15 protein-coding genes are annotated in these 19,204 nt (G+C 70.5%); 5 read left to right on the forward strand and 10 right to left on the reverse strand.

The window, feature by feature from the left end; genetic code table 11:
* Positions 1–57: 57 nt before the first annotated feature.
* On the reverse strand, positions 58–360 hold the full coding sequence (locus B073_RS0123225) for a hypothetical protein (protein ID WP_018540476.1): 303 nt from the start codon (positions 358–360) through the stop codon (positions 58–60).
* A gap of 744 nt (positions 361–1,104) precedes the next feature.
* Between B073_RS0123225 and B073_RS0123230 the strand changes: the two genes are divergently transcribed.
* Positions 1,105–3,921 carry a helix-turn-helix transcriptional regulator gene (locus tag B073_RS0123230; protein WP_018540477.1) on the forward strand — a complete coding sequence of 939 codons (2,817 nt, stop codon included), beginning with the start codon at positions 1,105–1,107 and terminating at the stop codon, positions 3,919–3,921.
* 152 nt (positions 3,922–4,073) lie between these two features.
* Here B073_RS0123230 and B073_RS48060 read toward each other — a convergent pair whose 3' ends face one another.
* Positions 4,074–4,475 carry a MarR family winged helix-turn-helix transcriptional regulator gene (locus B073_RS48060; protein WP_037812458.1) on the reverse strand — a complete coding sequence of 134 codons (402 nt, stop codon included), beginning with the start codon at positions 4,473–4,475 and terminating at the stop codon, positions 4,074–4,076.
* Here B073_RS48060 and B073_RS48065 point away from each other — a divergent pair.
* Positions 4,443–5,309, forward strand: coding sequence for an SDR family NAD(P)-dependent oxidoreductase (locus B073_RS48065; RefSeq protein WP_026247646.1), 867 nt, complete (start codon positions 4,443–4,445; stop codon positions 5,307–5,309). The genes B073_RS48060 and B073_RS48065 overlap by 33 nt on opposite strands.
* 352 nt (positions 5,310–5,661) lie before the next feature.
* On the opposite strand, the gene B073_RS0123245 is transcribed toward B073_RS48065, so the two are convergent.
* Together B073_RS0123245 and B073_RS0123250 are read right to left on the reverse strand one after the other, a co-directional pair.
* Positions 5,662–6,546, reverse strand: a complete 885-nt coding sequence (locus B073_RS0123245) for a sigma-70 family RNA polymerase sigma factor (RefSeq protein ID WP_018540480.1) — start codon at positions 6,544–6,546, stop codon at positions 5,662–5,664.
* A 369-nt stretch (positions 6,547–6,915) separates the two neighbouring features.
* The gene (locus B073_RS0123250; protein WP_037812450.1) at positions 6,916–7,902 is read right to left on the reverse strand and encodes an LLM class flavin-dependent oxidoreductase; all 987 of its coding nucleotides are present in this window, start codon (positions 7,900–7,902) and stop codon (positions 6,916–6,918) included.
* Positions 7,903–8,119: 217 nt separating this feature from the next.
* On the opposite strand from B073_RS0123250, the gene B073_RS0123255 reads away from it, so the two are divergent.
* Positions 8,120–9,367, forward strand: coding sequence for an MFS transporter (locus tag B073_RS0123255; protein WP_018540482.1), 1,248 nt, complete (start codon positions 8,120–8,122; stop codon positions 9,365–9,367).
* A 99-nt stretch (positions 9,368–9,466) separates the two neighbouring features.
* On the opposite strand, the gene B073_RS45865 is transcribed toward B073_RS0123255, so the two are convergent.
* From B073_RS45865 to B073_RS0123290, 6 genes are all read right to left on the reverse strand, one after another.
* On the reverse strand, positions 9,467–11,371 hold the full coding sequence (locus B073_RS45865) for an IclR family transcriptional regulator domain-containing protein (RefSeq protein ID WP_018540483.1): 1,905 nt from the start codon (positions 11,369–11,371) through the stop codon (positions 9,467–9,469).
* A 5-nt stretch (positions 11,372–11,376) separates the two neighbouring features.
* On the reverse strand, positions 11,377–11,979 hold the full coding sequence (locus B073_RS44280; RefSeq protein WP_018540484.1) for an RNA polymerase sigma factor: 603 nt from the start codon (positions 11,977–11,979) through the stop codon (positions 11,377–11,379).
* 754 nt (positions 11,980–12,733) lie between these two features.
* The gene (locus B073_RS0123270; RefSeq protein ID WP_018540485.1) at positions 12,734–13,903 is read right to left on the reverse strand and encodes an anhydro-N-acetylmuramic acid kinase; all 1,170 of its coding nucleotides are present in this window, start codon (positions 13,901–13,903) and stop codon (positions 12,734–12,736) included.
* Positions 13,904–14,165: 262 nt separating this feature from the next.
* Complete coding sequence (locus B073_RS0123275; protein WP_037812464.1) at positions 14,166–15,290, reverse strand: MFS transporter; 1,125 nt, start codon at positions 15,288–15,290, stop codon at positions 14,166–14,168.
* A 418-nt stretch (positions 15,291–15,708) separates the two neighbouring features.
* The gene (locus B073_RS0123285) at positions 15,709–17,430 is read right to left on the reverse strand and encodes an acyl-CoA dehydrogenase family protein (protein WP_018540488.1); all 1,722 of its coding nucleotides are present in this window, start codon (positions 17,428–17,430) and stop codon (positions 15,709–15,711) included.
* Between the two features lie 94 nt (positions 17,431–17,524).
* A complete protein-coding gene (locus B073_RS0123290) occupies positions 17,525–18,082 on the reverse strand; it encodes a PadR family transcriptional regulator (RefSeq protein ID WP_018540489.1) in 558 nt (185 codons plus the stop codon).
* A 277-nt stretch (positions 18,083–18,359) separates the two neighbouring features.
* On the opposite strand from B073_RS0123290, the gene B073_RS0123295 reads away from it, so the two are divergent.
* Complete coding sequence (locus B073_RS0123295) at positions 18,360–18,644, forward strand: hypothetical protein (RefSeq protein WP_018540490.1); 285 nt, start codon at positions 18,360–18,362, stop codon at positions 18,642–18,644.
* Positions 18,645–18,684: 40 nt separating this feature from the next.
* Complete coding sequence (locus tag B073_RS0123300; RefSeq protein ID WP_018540491.1) at positions 18,685–18,987, forward strand: hypothetical protein; 303 nt, start codon at positions 18,685–18,687, stop codon at positions 18,985–18,987.
* Positions 18,988–19,204 lie beyond the last annotated feature (217 nt).

The raw sequence follows: 19,204 nt of genomic DNA on the forward strand, positions 1-19,204 counted from the left end.
CCCGTCGCCGTCCCGCTTCCGGTCACCGCCCCGCCCCCGTCACCATCCCGCTGCGCGTCACCACCCGCCCCCGTCCCCGTCCGGCGCGTCCGTCGCCGGCGTCCGGACCGGCCAGATCCACACCGCGTCCGTCACCGCCAGGCCCTGGACCTGGAAGCGGCGCTCGGCCGAGTCGGTGAAGCAATCGATGAACTGGACCTGCGCGGCGTACCGTTCGGCCTCCTCGTCATCGAGGGTGTGCGGGGGATCGGAGCCGGTGTCGCGGGCGAGGTCGCGCTCCAGCAGTGTGCCGATCAACTGCCGTACTGAGGGCCGCTGGTGTGCCGGCACCTCGATCAGCAGATCCTCCGCCACCGCCACCGCGGCCGAACCCGGCCGTGGGCAGGGGCGACACCCACCGAATTCCGGCCAAAGTCGCCGTAGCCGCGGTAGTCGCCCGATTTCCGCCCCTCAGCGGCCGCATCCGTGTAGCCGGGTCGAGCGATGGTCCGCTGAGCGCATCGCGCCGTCGTTCACCAAGGCGGCCTCGGCGGCGAGTTGCCCAGGATGGTGGAAGGCGCCCAGGGCGCGGCCGATCACCAGCCCTAACCGCTCCGTGGCGCGGGCCGCGACCGCGCCGAGAAAGGACAGTAGGCTCGGACAGTGGCTCGGGCGGCAGGCGCCGCACTAGTCGATGGGACAGCGCACGCGCATCTTCACCGCTACACATCCGGCCGATTCCGCGAGCGGACACAGATCCGGTCGATTCCATGCGGGGACACTGAGCCCGCGCGTCGGAGAAGTATCCTGCCGCCGACTTCCACTTCTCGCGGCAGACGCCAGGAAGGTCGGGCACTCCTAACTGCATGGCTGCTCCTCGCTTGTCCCGGGCGGGGCGCCCGCGGACCGCCCCGTCTGTTCCGGTCCTTACGTTTCGTCAGTCTGTGCGAACGAGCGTTCCGCAGGCATCCGTCACCCGACCTGCCCCCGACTGGGCCGCCATCCGCAACGGCTGCCCGGAAAACTGCCGTGACCAGCGGCTGAATGCGATCGGCGGATGCAACCTGCCGCTATACACACCCGTCATACGCATGAGGAACACTCAAGGAGAAGGGACACCGCCGGATGCTGGTCGGGAGAGAGCCGGAGCGGGACGAGCTGGGCAGGCTCCTCGACGACGCACGCAACGGCAGCAGCAACACCTTGGTGCTGCGCGGGCCCGCCGGGATCGGCAAGAGCGCGCTCCTTGCGGACATGGTGCAGCGGGCCGAACCGGACGTGCGGGTGCTGCGGGCGGTCGGCGTGGAGGGCGAGGTGGAGCTCCCGTTCGCCGCACTGCATCAACTGCTGAGGCCCCTGATGCGGTATGTGGCACGCCTTCCCGAGCCTCAAGCCGCTGCCCTGCGCGGGGCGTTCGGGATGGCCACCGCCTTCGCCGACCCGTTCCTGGTGGCACTGGCCGTACTGACCCTGCTCTCCGACGCCTCCGAGGACATCCCGCTGCTGCTGATCGTCGACGACGCCCACTGGCTGGACTCCGCGACGGCGGACGCGCTGATGTTCGTGGCCCGGCGGATGGAGCGGGAGAGCGTGGCCCTGGTCTTCGCGGTCCGCGACCACTCACGGCCCTTCCCCGCACCTGGTCTGCAGCACCTGCGCGTCGGGCCGCTGTCGGCGTCCGCCGCGTCGGACCTGTTGGCCTGCCATCTGCCGCAGTCCGCACCGACCGTCCGCGAACGGCTGTTGCGCGAGGCCGGCGGCAACCCCCTGGCCCTGATGGAACTGCCCTCCACGCTGCGCCCCGAGCACCTGGACGGCACCGCTCCGCTGCCCGACCATCTGCCGCTCAGTGAACGGCTGCACCAGATCTTCCGGCACCGCGCGCTCCGTCTGCCGGCCGACCACCACCGCGTACTGCTGCTCGCCGCGGCGGAGGCCGAGGGGGACCTGGCCACCGTGCTCGGTGCCGCCGGCGACGCCGAGGCGGCCATGGACGTGCTGTCCGCGGCCTCGTCCCAGGGACTGCTCCACCTGGACCAGCAGCACGTCCGCTTCCGGCACCCCCTGGTCCGCTCCGCGCTCTACCAGGGCGCCTCCCTCAACGACCGGCGCGCCGCCCACCTGGCCCTGGCCGAGGCCGTCGGACGCCAGAACGACCGGTATGTCTGGCATGCGGCGGCGGCCGCGGTCGGCACCGACGACACCGTGGCCGAGCTGCTGGCCGCGCTCGCCGAACGCAGCCGCCGCACCGGCGGCGTGACCACCGCCGCCCAGGCGCTGTGCCGCGCCGCCGCGCTGGCCTCGGACTCCCGCCGACGGGCCCGGTGGCTGGTGGACGCGGCCGAGTGCGCATGGACGGCGGCCAAGACCGCCCACGCCGAAGCCCTCCTGGACCGCGCCGAGTCGCTGACCGACGACCCGGCGCTGCGGGCCCGCGCCGCCCGGGTGCGCGGCGCCATCACCCACGCCAGCAGCGACCCAGCCCTGGCCTGCCAGATGCTGCTGGACGGCGCCCGCCTGGTGGGGGAGACGGACGCGGAACTGGCAGGCGAACTACTGGTGATGGCCGCCCGCTCGGCCTGGGTGGCCGGCGCCCCCGCGCATCTGACGGAGATCGCCGACCTCCTCGCCCGCCTGCACTCCCGAGCGGCCGCCCAGGGCGACATCGCCACCACCGGCACCGCGGTCGGCCCCGCCCCCACCACCGACCGGGCGGCGGCCATCACCGACCAGTTCTCCCGCCACTTCCACTACCTGGGCAGCCTCGCCCCCGGCACCCACCCGACAGTCCACCCGACAGCGCCCCCGCGCCCCCCGGAAGTCCCGGTCGCCCGCATGGCTTGGCTCTCCCCCACGCACCCCAGGCCCTGGATCTGGCCGCCGGTGTTCCTGCCGTATCTGACCGGGACGACCGAGGAGATGCTGCACGCCCACCAGCGCGCCGTCGACGAGTTGCGCAAGGTCGGCGCCGTGGGTGCGCTCCCGATGTCCCTCGCCCCGCTGGTGGCGCTGCAACTCATCACTGGCCAGTGGCCCGCGGCGATCCCGCACGCCATCGAGGCCATCGCCCTCGCCGACGACACCGGCCAGCTCGGCGCCGCCAGTCACCTGCGGGCCATGCTCGCCTGGGCCGCCGCCGCCCAGGGCGAGGGTGACCGCTGCCGCGCCCTGGCCGAGGAGTCCCTGGCCCTGTCGGTACCGCGCCGCATCACCTCCGCCATCGGCCTGGCGCAGTGGGCCCTGGGACTGCACGCCCTGGCCGAGGGCCACCCGGACCGCGCCGCCCGGCTCCTGGGCGAGGTCACCTCCCCCGGCGGACCCGCCGAGCACTTCATGGTCGGCTGGCTCGTACTCCCGGACCTCGTCGAAGCGTTGGTACGCGCCGGCGAACAGACGCAGGCCCAGGCAGCCCTGCAACGCTTCGAGCACCAGGCCAACCCCGACCACCTCCCGCACCTGCGCCCCATGTGGCTCAGGTGCCGAGCCCTCCTCGCGCCCCGTCAGGACGCCGACGACCTGTACAACCAGGCCCTGGACGCCACCCACCCCTCGACCTTCGACACCGGCCGCACGCACCTCCTCTACGGCGAGTGGCTGCGCCGCAACCGCCGTATCAAGCAGGCGCGGGAACACCTCCACCAGGCCGAGACCTATCTCCGCACGCTCGGCGCCCGCCCCTGGACCGACCTGGCCCGCCACGAACTGCGCGCCGCCGGTGACCGCGCCCCCGATCAGCCGGACCCCGCAGCCACCGCCGAAACCGCCCGCCTCACCTCACGGGAACTCCAGATAGCCGGCCTGGCCGCCCAGGGCATGAGCAACCGCGACATCGCCGCCCGCCTCTTCCTCAGCCCCCGCACTGTCGGCTACCACCTCTACAAACTCTTCCCCAAACTCGGCATCTCCTCCCGCACCCAGCTCTACGGCAAGAACCTGGGCTGACGCCTGCTGTCGGGGCCTTTGCCAGGCACCGGCAACCTCCCGCCCACGTCGTTTCGGTGGACGGGGGCTGAGCCTCGGGGACGCAGTTCGTAGCACTTGGCGTCGGGTCGTAGCGCTTGGCCTCGGGGTGGCGGGTGAACGCAAGCGTCGTGTCAGCAGGCTGCGTCGCGCTTGAGCTTGTTCCAGACGGTTTGGAGGGCGGTGATGTCCTCGTCGTCGAGGAGATCGTCGAAGACCTCAGCCAGGGCGGCGCGGCGGGTGGCGTTGGCTTCGGCGAAGGCGGTGCGGCCGGCCGGGGTGAGGGTGATCTGCACGGAGCGGGCGTCGTGGGGGGAGGGGGTGCGCTCGACCAGTCCGCGCGCCTGGAGCGAGTCGATGACGCGGGAGACCTGGCTGCGGCTGAGCAGCGCCTTGGCCCCGAGGTCGGAGGCGGCCATCGGTTCGTCCTGGGTGTGGAGCCAGAGCATGACCTCGAACCACGTCAGCGGCAGGTCGTGCGTGCGGGTCAGGGCGGCGTCGGCCTGTGCGGTGAGGGTGGTGCAGGCCCAGATCAGCCCGTCCTGATCACCGGCACCTCCTCCGGCATCGGCCTGGCCACCGCCCTCGGCGCCGCCCGGGCCGGCTGGACGACCATCGCCACCATGCGCGACACCGCCAAGGCCGAGGCCCTGCTCAAGGCCGCCGCCGACCAGGGTGTCGCCGACCGCATCCAGGTCAATCGCCTGGACGTGGTCGACGCCGAGACCATCGCCACCTGCCTGGACGAGGTGATCGCCGAACACGGCCGCCTGGACGCACTGGTCAACAACGCCGGCGCCGGCCAGGTCGGCACCGCGGAACTCATCGAGCTCGACGACTTCCGCACCGCCATGGAGGTCAACTTCTTCGGCGTGGTGGCCCTCACCCGCGCCGCCCTGCCGCACCTGCGCGCCTCCCAGGGCCGGGTGATCACCGTCACCAGCGTCGGCGGCATCGTCGGCCAGCCCTTCAACGAGCCCTACTGCGCGGCCAAGTTCGCCGTCGAGGGCTTCATGGAGTCCCTCGCGCCCGTCGCCGCCGCCGTCGGCGTCGATGTCGCCGTGGTCGAACCCGCCGCCGTGGCCTGCGAGTTCGTCACCAGCATGAGCCTGGACCGCCCCGCCATGATCGCCGAGGCCGGGCCCTACGCCCCCGCCCTCGAGGCGTACTTCGACCGCATCCAGAACGTCTTCGTCACCGCCCAGTCCCAGGCAGCGGCCGCCGCCCCGATCGTCGAGGCCCTGACCGGCGACCGCCCGGCCTTCCGCATCCAGACCTCCGAACGCGCCCGCGAGGTGGTCAGCACCAAGCTCGCCGACCTCGACGGCTCGGCCGTCCAGAACCTCACCCGCCCCTGGCTGACCAACTGACCGGCGACTGCGGCGACGTGCATGCGGCGAGGAGAGGGGAGGGGCGATATCGAGTGCCGAGCCCGCACCGGCGATCGCCAGGCTGGCCGCTGTCGGTCTTCTGCGCCAGGCGACCGCACTGCTGCCACCTCGCGAGGCCGCCCCGCCCGCGTGCGGGGGCAGCGGTCTCGGCCAGGCTCTGGTGCGGCTGGGGAAGTATGCCGAGGCCCGCGCGGCGGTCGCGGAGGTGATCGAGACCGCGCGCGGGCTGGACCGGCAGGCGGAGCGCATGTGCCTGGACGTACTCGGCCGGGCGGCACTCGGCCTGGGTGACGTCCGGACCGCCTCTCCGGGTGGCCACCTATTGAGGAGTTCAGGCGCTGAGGCCCAGCGTGGACAGGCGGTCGGGATCGGTGAGGATGTCGAGTCCGGTGATGCGACCGTCCCGGATGGTGAACGACATGACCGACATCGGCCGTCCCTCGGCGAACGCGACCACACCGGGAGTGCCGTTGACCAGCACCGGACGCGCGTCCGCCGCGAAGCGGGCGAAGGTGATCGCCTGCGACGCCACATCGGCCGCACCACGCCGCAGGACGCTCGGGATGCGCGTACCGCCGTCGGACCGCGCGACCACCTCCGGGTCGAGAACGGCCAAGAGCGCCTCGAAGTCGCCGCCACGGGAGGCGGTCAGAAAGGCGTTCACGACGTCGCGCTTGCGGGCGTTGTCCGTGTCGGCCGCCGGGGCGGCGCCCTGGACCCGGCGGCGAGCGCGGCTGGCGAGCTGCCGGGTGGAGACCGTGGTACGGCCGAGGACGGGAGCGATGTCGTCGAAGGGCACATCGAACATGTCGTGCAGCACAAAGGCCAGCCGCTCAGCGGGGGAGAGGGTCTCCAGCACGACCATCAGCGCGATGCCCACCGCGTCCGCGACCAGGACCTCCTGCTCGGGATCGACGTGCCCGAGCTGGGTGACCACCGGGTCCGGCAGCCGGACCGCCTCCTCCTGCTCGGGCAGCGGATCCTCCCGCCGGGAGGTACGCGAACGCAGCATGTCCAGGCAAACCCGGCCGGCGACCGTGGTGAGCCAGGCACCCAGGTTCTTCACCTCGCTCACGTCGGTGCGGCCGAGCTTGAGCCAGGTCTCCTGGACGGCGTCCTCCGCCTCGGCCAGCGACCCCAGCATCCGGTACGCCACCGCCCGCAGTCCCGGCCGCTCCGCCTCGAAGCGTTCGGCCAGAGAAATGTCGTCGCTCACCTGTCACACCCCCGTGTCGGGATCCGTCGGTCCAGTGACAGACGCTAACCGATCACCAGCGGAGCATCGCATGACCGCCCGATCCCCCAGCCACCACCCCCCCCGTCAGTGCCCGTCAGGCACCCGCTTCCGCGGCCAAACCACCCAGGGCGCCACGAGCGGCGAGACGACCGGCTACTGCCCGCCGGTCCGGCACCAGTGACTGGGACAACACGTTTCGCACGCGTCCCGATCCGGTTCGTTCTGGATCGGGACGCGTGGGCGTCGCTTGGTGGCCAGCCAGCTCCACATCGGCGACGCCGCCCATGGCGTGGCATCGGCAACGCCGTTCCCTTCCATGGCGCGGCATGGCGTGGCGTCGAAGCGTGCCTACCGTGCAGTCATTCCGTTGGAGTGCTCCTTGATCAGCTCGTAGGAGCGAAGGCGGTCATGGAGGTCGTAGACCGGAGTGGTGAGCATCAGTTCGTCTGCTCCGGTGTCGTTGGCCAGCTGTGCCAGTCGGTCCGCGACTGCCTTGGGTGATCCGTGGGCCTGCTGTGCACGGAAACCGGCCAGTGCCGCTCGCTCCTGTGCCGTGAAGGGGTGGTTGGCCGCTTCCTCGGGCGTGGGGAAGGGGATATCGCTGACGCCCTTCAGCAGCCCGGCCTTGACGACGTTCATCGGTCCGGCGCGCCAGGCGGCTTCCTCGTCGGTCTCGGCGCACACCGTCTCCACGCAGACCAGCACCCGGGGCTGCTCGCACCACCGGGACGGGGTGAAGGCGGTCCGGTAGCGTTCCACTGCTGCCTGGGTGTTCTCCGGCCGGATGTGGTGGGCGAGGGCGATCGGGAGGCCGAGTTCCGCGGCGAGGGCGGCACCCGCGGTACTGGAGGACAGCAGCCAGGGCTCCGGCAGCGGGCCGAGTGAGACTTCGTCCACCAGGAAGGAGAGGATCGCGGCCACATCGGCGCGGTACTCGGCATCAGTCGTCGGGCCGGCTCCGCGGCGCAGCGCCCGTGCGATGGCCTCGTCGAACGTGCCTGGGCCACGACCGACACCTATGTCGATGCGGTCCGGGTGCAAGGCGGCCAGCGTTCCGAACTGTTCCGCCAGCATGATGGGTGCATGGTTGGGGGCCAGCACTCCGCCCGAACCGAGACGGATCACCGAGGAGGACGCGGCGGCGTGCGCGATCAACACCACGGGCGGAAACGCGCCGATGGCGGGGGAGTGGTGATGTTCGGCGTACCAGATCCGGTGGTAGCCCAGCCGTTCCAGCCCCTGTGCGAACGCGGCGGTGTCGCGCAGGGTCTTCACGGCCGGGGCACCGGACTGCACCATTGCGACTTCGAGTGCGGAAAGACGTACGTCAGTCATGCGGTCAGCCTAGGACGTCATCTCGTGTGGTACGGCACGTTGTGCGTCATGTCGGGAACTCGTGGGACGACTGTTGCCGGCTGAGCCATGGGAGTGTTCCAACGGGCCTGCTCCAGCGAAGGTGATCCAACGGGGCTGTTCCAACGGGTGGTTGCTGAGGCGCCGTCGCAACCGCGGGGCTCTTCTGCGTGGTGATCTCCGTTGGTAGGGTCCGGCCATGCCGCGCCGCTTGGTCGACGTCCCCGGGTACGTACGCTTCTGGATCGCCGACGCCGTCTCGGCGGTAGGTTCTCAGTTCACGACGCTCGCCCTGCAGATCCTCACCGCTGTCACCTTGAGCGCGTCGGCTACCGAGGTCGGTCTGGTCAACGCTGCCCGGTGGCTGCCGTACCTGCTCTTCGGCCTCGTGGCCGGGGTTCTGGTGGATCGCTGTCGCCGTAAGCCGCTGCTGGTAGCAACGGATCTGGCACGGGCGGCAGTTCTGGCGGTCATCCCCTTGCTGTATGCCGTCGATCGGCTGAGCATCGCCGCTCTTTGTGCGTGCCTCTTTGTCTTCGGGGTGCTGTGTCTTGTGTTCGAGGCCGCGAACCAGTCCTTCGTGCCGCGACTGGTGCCCAAGGACCTGCTGGGCGCCGGCTACGCCCGTCTGGAACAGGCAGGCGCGGTGTCCACCTCGGTCGGCCCTGTGCTCGCCAGTGTTCTGGTCAAAGCTGTCGGGGCGCCGCTCGCGGTGTTGGTTGACGCGCTCAGCTATCTGGCTTCCGGCCTGCTGCTCCTATCCGTCAAGGCCCATGACCCGGCACCTGACCGCGCCGAACGGCGCAGCCTCGCCGCCGAACTACGTGCCGGCGTGGCCTGGGTCTACCGGCACCGCACGCTGGCTCCCGTCGCGTTGACCTCGCATGCGATGTTGCTGTTCAACAGCATGGTCAGCACAGTGTTCGCGGTCTTCGCGCTGCGCGAGCTGAAGATCGGCAGCCTCGGCCTGGGCGTTGCCTACGCGTGCGGCGGCATCGGTGCAGTGATCGGCGGCGCGCTGTCCACACGAGTGGCCCGACGGCTCGAGGTCGGAACGACCCTGATCGCCTTTCGACTGCTGGCCGCCATCGGCTGGCTGCCGCTGGTGCTGGCCGTGCGCGGCCCGTGGGCCCTGCCCTTGAGCGTGCTGGCGTTCTTCACCCTGTGGGTGGCCATCGGCATCGAAAGCCCCGTAGAGGTGAGCTACCGGCAAGCGGTGACCCCCGACCGGCTGCGCGGGCGCATGAACGCCACCATCCGCTCCTGCAATTGGGGCATGGTGGCGGTGGGAGCGCCGATCGGTGGGGCGCTCGCCGATGCTGTCGGCTACCGCTTCGCCCTCTGGGCCGGGCTTTCCGGAGCGCTCATGCAGGCCCTCCTCCTCGCTGTCTCCCGCGCTCGAGAAGCCCACACTAGGGACGAACTCCAACCCGTCGCGGCGACTTGAGACAGCCGGCGAGACAGTCAGCAAGAGCAGCCGGTGAGACGGTTGTCTGTTCCTCCCGCCCCGCCCTGCCGGGCCGAGGCGGGAGGAACAGGCGTCGTTTCACCGATGGCCCAGGTGGAGCTGGAGTCGTGGCAGGGCAGGGCCGGTGCCAGTGGCTGCTGCGGGGGGCGTTCCTCCTGTGGTGGTCGAGGGCGGTGGCCGTCGGATGGTGGCGGCTTCATCCGTCAGCATCAAGGCCATGAGCAGGCCGGCGGAGCGTTCGCTGAGTGCCTGTGCCGCGGGTAGCAGCCGGTGACGCTGCTGGGCCGGCAGGGACAGGGCCACACAGGTGGCGTGTCCGGGGATGCCCAGGGGGAAGGCGGCGCAGACTTCGCGGTCGGAGTATTCCAACAGGTCGAACTGGGCGGCGTGGGGTCCATGGCCGTCGAGTGCCTCGAAGAGTGCGCGGGGGTTGGTGATGGTGCGGCTGGTGAGCTTGATGGGCCGGTGGCGGGCCAGATGGTTCATGCGGTCGTCGAAGTCGAGTTGGGCAAGCAGGCTCTTGCCGACGGCGCTGGCGTGGGCGGTGTCGCGGAAGGCGACCCACTCGGTGACCGGGGGCGCCTGGGGCCCGTACGCGGTGTGGAGCACGTTGACGTCGCCCTCGGCGTAGTCGCTGACGTAGACGGCGGCGCCGAGGTGGTCCCGCAGTCCGGTGAGGGTCTGCTGAAGCAGCTGTGCGCGTCGCTCGGGGCGTCGGGTCATCTCCATCAAGGGGCCGGGGAGGTGGACGCCGGCGACCGTGGAGATCAGCTGCTGGCCCCGCAACCAGTGCAGCAGCCAGGCAACCGGCCCCAACGCAAGCCCACTTCGGCGTGCCAGATCCCGGGTGGTGATCCCGTCGGCGCCATCCACGAGGTAGAGGACGTCCAGCGCTCGGGCGGCGGCCTTCCACTGCTGAGGGGTGTCGGTGTACACCACGGTCCGGCGGGCCATTTCGGTCAGAACCGCCGGGCGCAGCGCGTTCGCCGACCACCACGGATCGCGCCCGCGCGTCCCGTCCGCTGCTGCGTTGGAGGCGTGGGGAACGGGGCCGGGCTGGCGCGGGGGCAGCGGAAGCAGCAATCCCGCACCGCGCAGCGCGGTGTAGCTGGGAGCCGGAGTGGGGGCGGGAGCGGGAGCCGGAGTGGCGGCGGGGCCGACGCACTCGCCGTGGGGACGCGACAGCCACGCGGGCGAAGACTCCAGCTGTGACTGTGACTGTGACTGTGACTGTGCCTGTGACTGCGACTCCGGCTCCGGCTCTGGCTCCGGCTCCGGCTCTGGCAGCGAAGGGTGTCCGCCCCGGCACCAAGGGTCGTCCCGGCGACTGGGCCCAGAGTGGGGCACGTGGACGCGGCCCAGGCGGGGTGCGGGCACCGGAACGAGTCGGCCGGTGACTGCCGTCACCTGCCCGCTCGGCTCCGGGGTGTCGGAGGGCGCGGAGACGGGATCGGCATCGACGTCGTGCGGCGTGCCAGGCACCGCTGGCCTGCCCATGCCTTCCCGGACTTCGTCGATGAACTGCGGGTCCTCGATGGCCACGGATGGTGTGGAGGTGGCCGTAGGGCCGGTCATGGTCTCCATCAACGTACAGGCGTCACCGTGGCCGTGCCGTGCGGCTTCAGCGACCAGGAACCGCACGTTTTCCCGCTCACCTCGCCTGCTGCCTGCCCGGGCGGCGAGGGCGGCCAGCCGGAACAGCGCCCCGGGGTGACCGGCCTCCGCGGCCGTGCCCAGCCACTCGGCAGCCGAGGTCAGCTCGCCACGAGCCAGCGCCTTCGAGCCCAGCCGATAAAGGGAGTTGGCGTGCGCCCGCTCCTCGGCGGTCAGTGCGTAGGCGGCGGCCAGCGGACCGAAGTCCCCACACGGCCGGTCCCAGAAGTCGGGCGGACCGGCGAGCTGGGCCAGCAATGCTGCGAGCCCGGCCGGGACCACCGGCTCCGGGCGCCCCGCCCCGCCGCGGTGGCCGTCGTACCTGCTCACATCCCTCACCTGTCCCTCACCCCGTGCTGCTTCTGCTTGCGGTGCCCAGACCGAATATGCCCGGCGAGCATGCTCCTTAGTTGTGAAACGGCCTTGTTCCGCATTTTGTGGAGCTGGCGTGCGGAAATACCGAGCACGAGTGCGATCTCCACATCACTGAGCCCCTGGCTCTGCAGATCCACCACCTTCTGCTGCAGGCTCCTGGGCATCTCCTCGATCGCCGGCCGCACCAGCTCGTGCAGCACCCGGTCCGCCTCCTGCGCCACCCGCCGCTCCGGCACCGCGTCCAGACCGTCGCTGGCCAACAGCACCAACCGCTTCCTCTGCAACTCCGTACGGAAGCGGTCGAGGGCCAGGTTGCGGGTCGCCCGCTGCAGATACGCCATCACGTTCGTCTCCGGCGCCAGCCCGCCACCTGCCGCCTTCGACCCCACCCGCAAATACGCCTCCTGCGCGATGTCCTGACACGCAGCCAGCGAGAGCTCCTGGAACTCCCGCCGCAGCGCATAAGGCTGCCTGGCCATGAAGTCCGGGTAGCACTCCAACAGCCGCTGAGCCACCTCCCCACCCATAACCGCCGCCTCTGTGCGCAGGCCGTCGCCTACCACGGTCCCCACTCCTCACCCGCCATGCCACCGCCCGGGACGACCTCGACGGTCACCACCACCTGCAATGGCACGGATACCGGCGGCGGGGTCGCGACGCCCACCCGCACCACCAAGGGCCCGCCGTCGCACCGACATTTCTCACGCCATTTCGCATGTCGCTTCTCAAGCCCACCTCGCCCACCGGCAGTTCGTGACCCACCGGGGCCGCCTCCGCCAGGGACGCGCTCCCAGCAAAGACGCAGCACGACGCCCAGCGCGTGTACCGCGCTCACGACGGCCGGGAGGTATCCGGTCCATTCCAGCGAAGTCATGAGTGGTTCTCCCTCGATCGGGCCCGGACGCGGTGTGCGTCCTCGCTTTCCCGACGAACCCAGGGGCCCACTTCTCCCTCCAACCTCCCACCAATCAGCCGAACGGGTGACGAGATCCGCGCCGGACGCCCGTCGAGCCGGAGGCCGACTCGTCCGGCCCGCACCTCCCGCACCGTCCGCATGGCCCGCACTTCCGGCACGCCCCGAATCGCCCGTAGCAGACGAACGCCCCTATATATGCAACAGAAGCGCCCTGCTCGGTGCCGGCGCGCGTAACGACGCAACCGGCCCCGAACTGTCCGGTCCCAGGCACTCCGCTTCAGCTCCACCACGGTGCGCGGGCGGGCGCAGCTCATCCCGGCAGCACTGCAAGCGTCAACCGCCAGGCGCTTCGGTTCCCGCCATGCCCTCCAGGACGTTGTCACGGTCGTGAGCAGGCGTGGTCAGAGCGTGATCCGCAGGACGCGAGGGGAACGGACTGCCGGTTCGGGTAGCCGAAGGGGAGTGCGGCCCGGCGTGATGCTCCCCAGGAGAGTCGCATGGCGGGCGCCCGTGCTTGAGGGGATCGTGCCGGGCAGTCCGTGGAAGGTGAGGAATCCCAGGATGGCGAAGGCAAGGGCTTCCTTCGCGTCGGAGGGCAGTCCGAAGTCGTCGCTTGGACGCATCCGCACGTGGGGGAGTTCCTCGGCGATCATCCGCATGAGCGTCGGGTTGTGGGCACCGCCTCCGGAGACGACGAGGTCGGTGACGCGCTCGTTCCGGCAGGCGTCGGCCACGGTGATCGCGGTCAGGCGCGCCAGGGTGGCCAGCACATCGTCGGCGTCGAGCCCTGGCGTCGCGTGCAGCGCCTGCTGCAGGTAGGGCAGATGGAAGTGTTCCTTGCCGGTGCTCTTGGGTGCGGGCCGGCGGTAGTACGGGTCGGCCAGGAGGCGGCGGAGCAGGTCGGGACTGGTTCGGCCGGCGGCGGCTCTGCGTCCGTCCTGGTCGTAGCGTGCTGCCCCGTTGGTGAAGTGGCGGACGGCGGCGTCCAGGAGGGCATTGGCGGGGCCGGTGTCGAATGCCAGCGGCTCGGTGCCGGGGGCGACGATGGTGATGTTGGCGATGCCTCCGAGATTGAGGGCCGCCGGCGTACCGGGCAGCGCACCCAGCAGCAGGCTGTCGATCATGCTGACCAGCGGGGCGCCCTGTCCACCGGCGGCGACGTCTTTGCTGCGCAGGTCGGAGACGACGGGGAGCCCGGTTCGCTCGGCGATCCAGGCAGGTTGGCCGAGTTGGAGCGTGCCGCGGACGCTGTCGTTGGCAACCCAGTGGTAGAGGGTCTGGCCGTGCGAGACGACGAGGCCGGCGGCGTCGGCGCACAACTCGTGCAGGGCCCGTTCGGCAACGGCGGCGAAGGCCCGTCCGATGCCGGTATCCAGAGCGCAGATGGCCTGCACGGTCGTGGCGGCCGGGGGCAGGGTGTTGGCGATGAGGTTCCGCAGATCGTCGGGGTAGGGGGCGGAAAGATGTCCGAGCGGGCGCAGGTGCAGGGTGTCGCCGTCGAGGACGAGTTCAGCGGCGGCGGCGTCGATGGCGTCGTAGGAGGTCCCTGACATCAGCCCGATCACGCGCATGGCATCGTCGGGTAGGTCGGTTGCACGGTCGTGGTGGGAGGGAGGCACGGTTCCTTCCCGGGGCTGCTGGCGGGGGAGGGGGAGAGGCAAACTTTACCGGCGCGGCCTCCGTCCGGAGACGGCACACGTCGGAGTGCTGCTCGTGGACATCGAAGCCGGCCTGGTGATCCGGGACGGCGATCGCGTGGTCCGGCACTGCTCCGATCTGGTGGATGATCTCCACCATGGCGGAGATGATCACGGCTTTTCCACCAACCGGGGCTTATGCACGGGGCGTTCGCCCGTAAGGCAGTAGTCGTTCGCAAAGGAGTACTACGCAGGCTCCGACGGTCAGCAGGCTGCCGGTGAGGAAGGTGCTCCGCACGTCGGCCAGTGTAAGGATCAGTGCCCCGAGCGCGGCGCCCGCTGCGATGCCGGCGTTGTAGACACCGGAGTTGGCCGCCAGGGCGATGTCCGTGCGGCCCGGTGCACACTCCAGCATGGCGTTCTGGGTGGTCATGAACACCGGCCCGAGCGCGCCGCCCATCAGAGCCAGGAACGCCACCGCTGCCACCGGTTCGCTGCCTGCCGCGTACAGGCCGAACATGCCCACCGCCTGCGTGGCCACGGCGGCGACCAGTGCGGCGCGGGGAAAGCGGTCCAGCAGCGCTCCGGTGATGCTCACCCCGGCCAGGCACGCAACACCGAACACCACGAACAGGGCGCTGACGATGCTTGGCGAGAATCCGCTCACATCGCCCAGTAACGTCGAGATGTAGGTGTATCCCGTGAACGCCCCGGTGGCCGACAGGGCCCCACCTGTCAGCACTGTTGCGAACCGGCGGGTGTTGGGGCTCGTTCCGTAGGCGGCAGGTTCTTCTTCCGGGCGAGAGGTTGGCAGCAGTGCGGCGGTCGTCACCCAGGAGATGCACCCCGCGGCCGCGAGCATGGCGACGGGTACCCGCCAGTCGCTGTGCTGGCCGAGCCAGGTCCCGGCGGGAACACCGAGCACGAGAGCGAGCGAACCGGCGACGGACAGCGCCCCGACCACCCGCCCGCGGAGCCGCGGCGTGAACAGGCCCACCGCGACCGGCCCCAGCACGGCCCAGAAGAGCGCCTGGGCGAGCGCGGTCAGCAGCCGCGCGGCAAGGAACAACCAGTAGGAGTTCGCCGACGCCGCCACCAGACTGGACACGACGAGCGTGCCGAGGAGTCCGGTGAGCACATGACGTCGGGGCACCGCACGCACGACGTGGGCCAGCGGTACAGAGGCGAGGGCCACAGTCAGGCCGTAACCGGTGACCAGGAGACCCACCGCAGACTGGGACACCCGCAGGCTTCGGGAGATGAGCTCCAGGAGGCCGACCGGCAGGTTCTCCGCCGTGTTGAAGGTGAAGGCGGCCAGCATCAGGGCGACGAGTACCGCCGGACCGTGCCAGGCAGCCGGTGGCCGAGTGCGCACGCGGACTCTTCCTGCCCTCGCCGGTTGCGCCTCTTCCGCGGCCTCATCCATGGAGGTACCTCATCGGGCTCACCGGCCCTGCCGCAACCCAATTCCTCTGCCGGGTGGGGCTCAGGGGGCAAGTATGACTTGGCGGGTTGGCGGAAGTGCTCCGGCTCCGCTTGATCTGGCACGACGCTGACATCGCACGCCAGGCACTGGCTGATGTCGTCGTGGACGCGGAGAGTGGACTCAGCTGCTTCGACGACATCGTGCGGCTCCTCACGCGCACAGGTGCCACCGTGATCCTGCGGTAGCCGAGCCGAGCGCGGGCACGCCCGGGGCCGGCGGGCGGCCCCGGGCGGGCGAGTTGCGCATCAGGTGGTTACGGCGCCATCTCGTAGGCCCCGGCCAGCGCCTCGACGCGCTGCCAGACACGGGCGGAGCGGGCCTCGTCGGTGACCGGGCGGCGGACCGCGCCCAGTGCCCAGCGCTGCTGGTCCTCGGTGGCGGAGTCCTTGCCGTGCAGTTCGACGGCGTGCGCGGAGAAGTCGCGGACGAGCACGGCGAACAGCTCGTCCAGGACGTCGGTTTCCAGTCCGGTCAGCTGCGCCTGCTCCAGGATCAGCTGGCCGTGCACGACCAGTGCGAAGAGCTGGCCGACGGCGAGGAGCAGGTCGAGGTCGCGGCTCTGCTTCTCGTCGGGGGCGGCGGTGGTGACGAACTCGCAGAGCGCGTCGGCCTGTTCGCGGAAGCGGGCGACGTTGGGCACCTCGGCGTAGCGGTCGTAGGCGGTGCGCCAGTCATGGAATCGGATGGCGCCCAGTCCGCGCGCGGGCCCCTGCTGGAAGAGGAACGCGTCGTCGGTCGCGTCGAGGCGGGTGGGCACCGGCGCGTACTCGGCCGGGTTCAGCAGGTGGTTGCCCATGAACTTCAGGATCAGGGCGAGGTTGACGTGGACCGTTCCCTCCAGCTTCGGCAGACCCCGGATCTCGGTGGCCGCCTGGGCGAAGTAGGTGTCCTTCTCGAAGCCCTTGGCGGCGATCACGTCCCACATCAGGTCGATGACCTTCTCGCCCTCGGTGGTCACCTTCATCTTCGTCATGGGGTTGAAGAGCAGGTAGCGACGGTCCTCGGGGCCGGCGGAGCGGAAGTAGTCGACCGCGCGGTCGCTGAACAGCTTCATCCCCACGAGACGGACGTAGGCGTCGGTCAGCTCGCGGCGCACGTGCGGGAAGGCGGTGACCGGCCGGCCGTAGAGGATGCGGTTCTGCGCATGGGTGACAGCCTCGTACATCGCGTGCTCGCAGATGCCGATGGCGCCGGTGCAGAGGTTGAACTTGCCGACGTTGACGGTGTTGAGGGCGGCGTCGAAGGCGGCGCGGCCGGTGTGCAGGATGTCGTCGGGGCCGACCGGGTAGTCCTCCAGACGGAACTCGCTGACGTACTTGGATGAGTCGACGACGTTCTTCACCAGGTGGTACGCCGGGTGGCGGCTGTCCGCGGCGAAGAAGACATAGCCGTCCGGGCCCTCGATGTCGGTGCGCCGGCCGAAGACGGAGACGAGCCCGGCGGCGTTGCCGTTGCCGATGTAGTACTTGGAGCCGCTGGCGCGGAAACCGCCCTCGCCGTCGGGCTCCAGCAGCATGTCGGTGGAGTAGATGTCGGCGCCGTGCGCCTTCTCCGACAGACCGAACGCGAACACCTCGCCCTGGTCGAGGAGTTCGGCCGCGCGGGCCCGGACAGTGGCGTTGTCGCTCTGCCAGACCGGGCCGAGCCCGAGGATGGTGACCTGCCAGGCATACCAGTAGTCGAGCCCGTAGAAGCCGAAGATCTCGTTCAGTGCGGCGATCCGGGCGGTGTCCCACCGCTTGTCCGGCTGCCCGTCGGCGGCCGAGGCCGGGGTCAGGAAGGTCGCGAACAGCTTCTCCTTCGCGGCGAACGCGAGGAACTCCGCCAGCCAGGCACGGGAGCGGTAGTCCTCGATGAGCTTGCGCTTGCCGCGCTCCTCGAACCAGTCGACGGTGGCGCGCAGCAGCCGTCGGGTCTCGGCGTCGAAGTGCGCCGGGTCGTAGGTGCGCGGGTTGAACAGCAGGGAATCCGCCATGAGGGTCGCCTTTCCGGGCTGAGAGGTTCTTCGGTTGTGGGACTGCGGGACTGCGGGACTGCGGGACTGCGGGACCGTGACGTCCGCCTGAGGTTCAGGGCGTGGGGCGGAGCCGGTGCAGGGTGGCGAGGACGTCGTCGAGCCAGGCGATCGTCATCCGCTCATAGGCGATTCCGCCGCGCAGCACGACGTGCTGGAGTTCCTGTCCGTCGTCGAGCGGGGCGTCGGCGGCGGGGCCGGTGAAGTCGCGCCGCTCACCCGCGAGATAGTGGGCGAGCTGGTCGGCATGTGCCTGGCGGTGCCGCTCGACCTCGCGGATCAGGGCGGCCGGGTCGTCGAAGGCCGCGCCCCGGATCTTGACGGCGAGATCGTGCCGAACGCTCTCGGGCTCGACCGGTTCGTTGAGCCACTGGGAGAGGGCGGCCCGGCCGGGGGGCGCGACGGAATACTCCTTCTTGTCCGGCCGGCCCTGCTGCGGCACGTCCCGTACGTCGATCCAGCCGTCCTGCTCCATCCGCTTGAGCACGCGATAGATCTGCTGGTGGGTGGCGGTCCAGAAGTAGCCGATGGACCGCTCGAAGCGCCGGGACAGCTCATAGCCGGACCCCGGCTTCTCCAGCAGGGACACGAGGATCGCGTGTTCGAGCGCCATGCCCCGATCCTGCTATGCAACGAGTTGCATAGACAAGCGCTCCTGCCGGGGTGAGACGCGGGTCACTCTGGTGGGGCGGGGCGGGGCGGGGCGGGACCGGGATGGCGTGGCACCCCGCCGCCGCATCGTCCCGCGCCTTGCCGTCCAGCCCGGCGCCGTCCGGCCCCGCGCCGCCCCGCGCGAATGCGCATATGCCTGCGACGCGAGCGCTCGCATTGCTGGTCGATCGCTGCGCTATCTTGTCTCGTGATTCGCGATTCCCGCTTCTGGAGGCGGCATGAGCACTGAGCCGTGGACCATCGAGAGCATCGGTGACGCCCTCGGGAGCCCCGCCCTCGCCCAGCGTTTCCTCGGCGAGATCAGCCGTGCGCCGGCCCACCAACTCCTCGCGGTCTTCGCGAGGTGGGAGCGGATCGCCAAAGACCTCCGAGCAGCCGTCGACCGCGGCCATGTCCTCGCCGAGCACGACGTCCGAGGCGAGCACCTTCCCGGAGCGTGGGTCGAGCGGACCGACGCTGTTTCACGGAAGGCGGCACAGATTCGGGCGCGCGGCGCAGCCTGATCACCTGAGTGCTGGTCACTTACCCAGTGGATACGCCCAGTTGGCGATCCGCTACGCTCGCGCATGCGTGGGGGAGACGGGGCTGGTCCTGGAGGAACGCGTGTATCGCCTCAAGTACGACCCGGCTGCCGAAGCAGTTCACGAAGCGCTGCCTGCGGGTGCCAGCGAAGAACTCACCCTTGCTCTCGCCGATGCCTGTACCGACCCCTTGGCCGCCACGATCCCTTACGGCGAGGAGGACAAGTACGTGCGGATGGTCCTCGGCAGGCAGATCGCCGCCGTCATCCTGGTCGGCGAGACCTTGCAGACCGTCACGGTCCTACAGGTGACCTATCTCGGCTGACGCGAGTGACGCCCTGGTTCTCCAGCGTGTGGCTTGCAGACACGTCCTCGGCGGCGCCGGAGTCGGCGGCACACTGGCGGGCATCGCGCGGAAATAAGCGGAAGCATTCAGGGGCGGACCCTGGCGACTGCTTCTACGGTTGTGTCCGTGCCGACGATCGCCAAGTCCGCTTCCCCGTATCCCCCGTTGAACGTGCAGGTGCATACGCCCCGGCTGT

Origin of the sequence: Streptomyces sp. MspMP-M5 (assembly GCF_000373585.1) — a bacterium.
Lineage (GTDB): Bacteria > Actinomycetota > Actinomycetes > Streptomycetales > Streptomycetaceae > Streptomyces.

Bases quoted from the DNA above. Each gene is read 5' to 3' on its own strand.
- B073_RS0123230 (WP_018540477.1), top strand. From the start codon at position 1,105: ATGCTGGTCGGGAGAGAGCCGGAGCGGGACGAGCTGGGCAGGCTCCTC.
- B073_RS0123250 (WP_037812450.1), bottom strand. From the start codon at position 7,902: ATGACTGACGTACGTCTTTCCGCACTCGAAGTCGCAATGGTGCAGTCC.
- B073_RS0123255 (WP_018540482.1), top strand. From the start codon at position 8,120: ATGCCGCGCCGCTTGGTCGACGTCCCCGGGTACGTACGCTTCTGGATC.
- B073_RS0123270 (WP_018540485.1), bottom strand. From the start codon at position 13,903: ATGCGCGTGATCGGGCTGATGTCAGGGACCTCCTACGACGCCATCGAC.
- B073_RS0123275 (WP_037812464.1), bottom strand. From the start codon at position 15,290: ATGCTGGCCGCCTTCACCTTCAACACGGCGGAGAACCTGCCGGTCGGC.
- B073_RS0123285 (WP_018540488.1), bottom strand. From the start codon at position 17,430: ATGGCGGATTCCCTGCTGTTCAACCCGCGCACCTACGACCCGGCGCAC.
- B073_RS0123290 (WP_018540489.1), bottom strand. From the start codon at position 18,082: ATGGCGCTCGAACACGCGATCCTCGTGTCCCTGCTGGAGAAGCCGGGG.
- B073_RS0123295 (WP_018540490.1), top strand. From the start codon at position 18,360: ATGAGCACTGAGCCGTGGACCATCGAGAGCATCGGTGACGCCCTCGGG.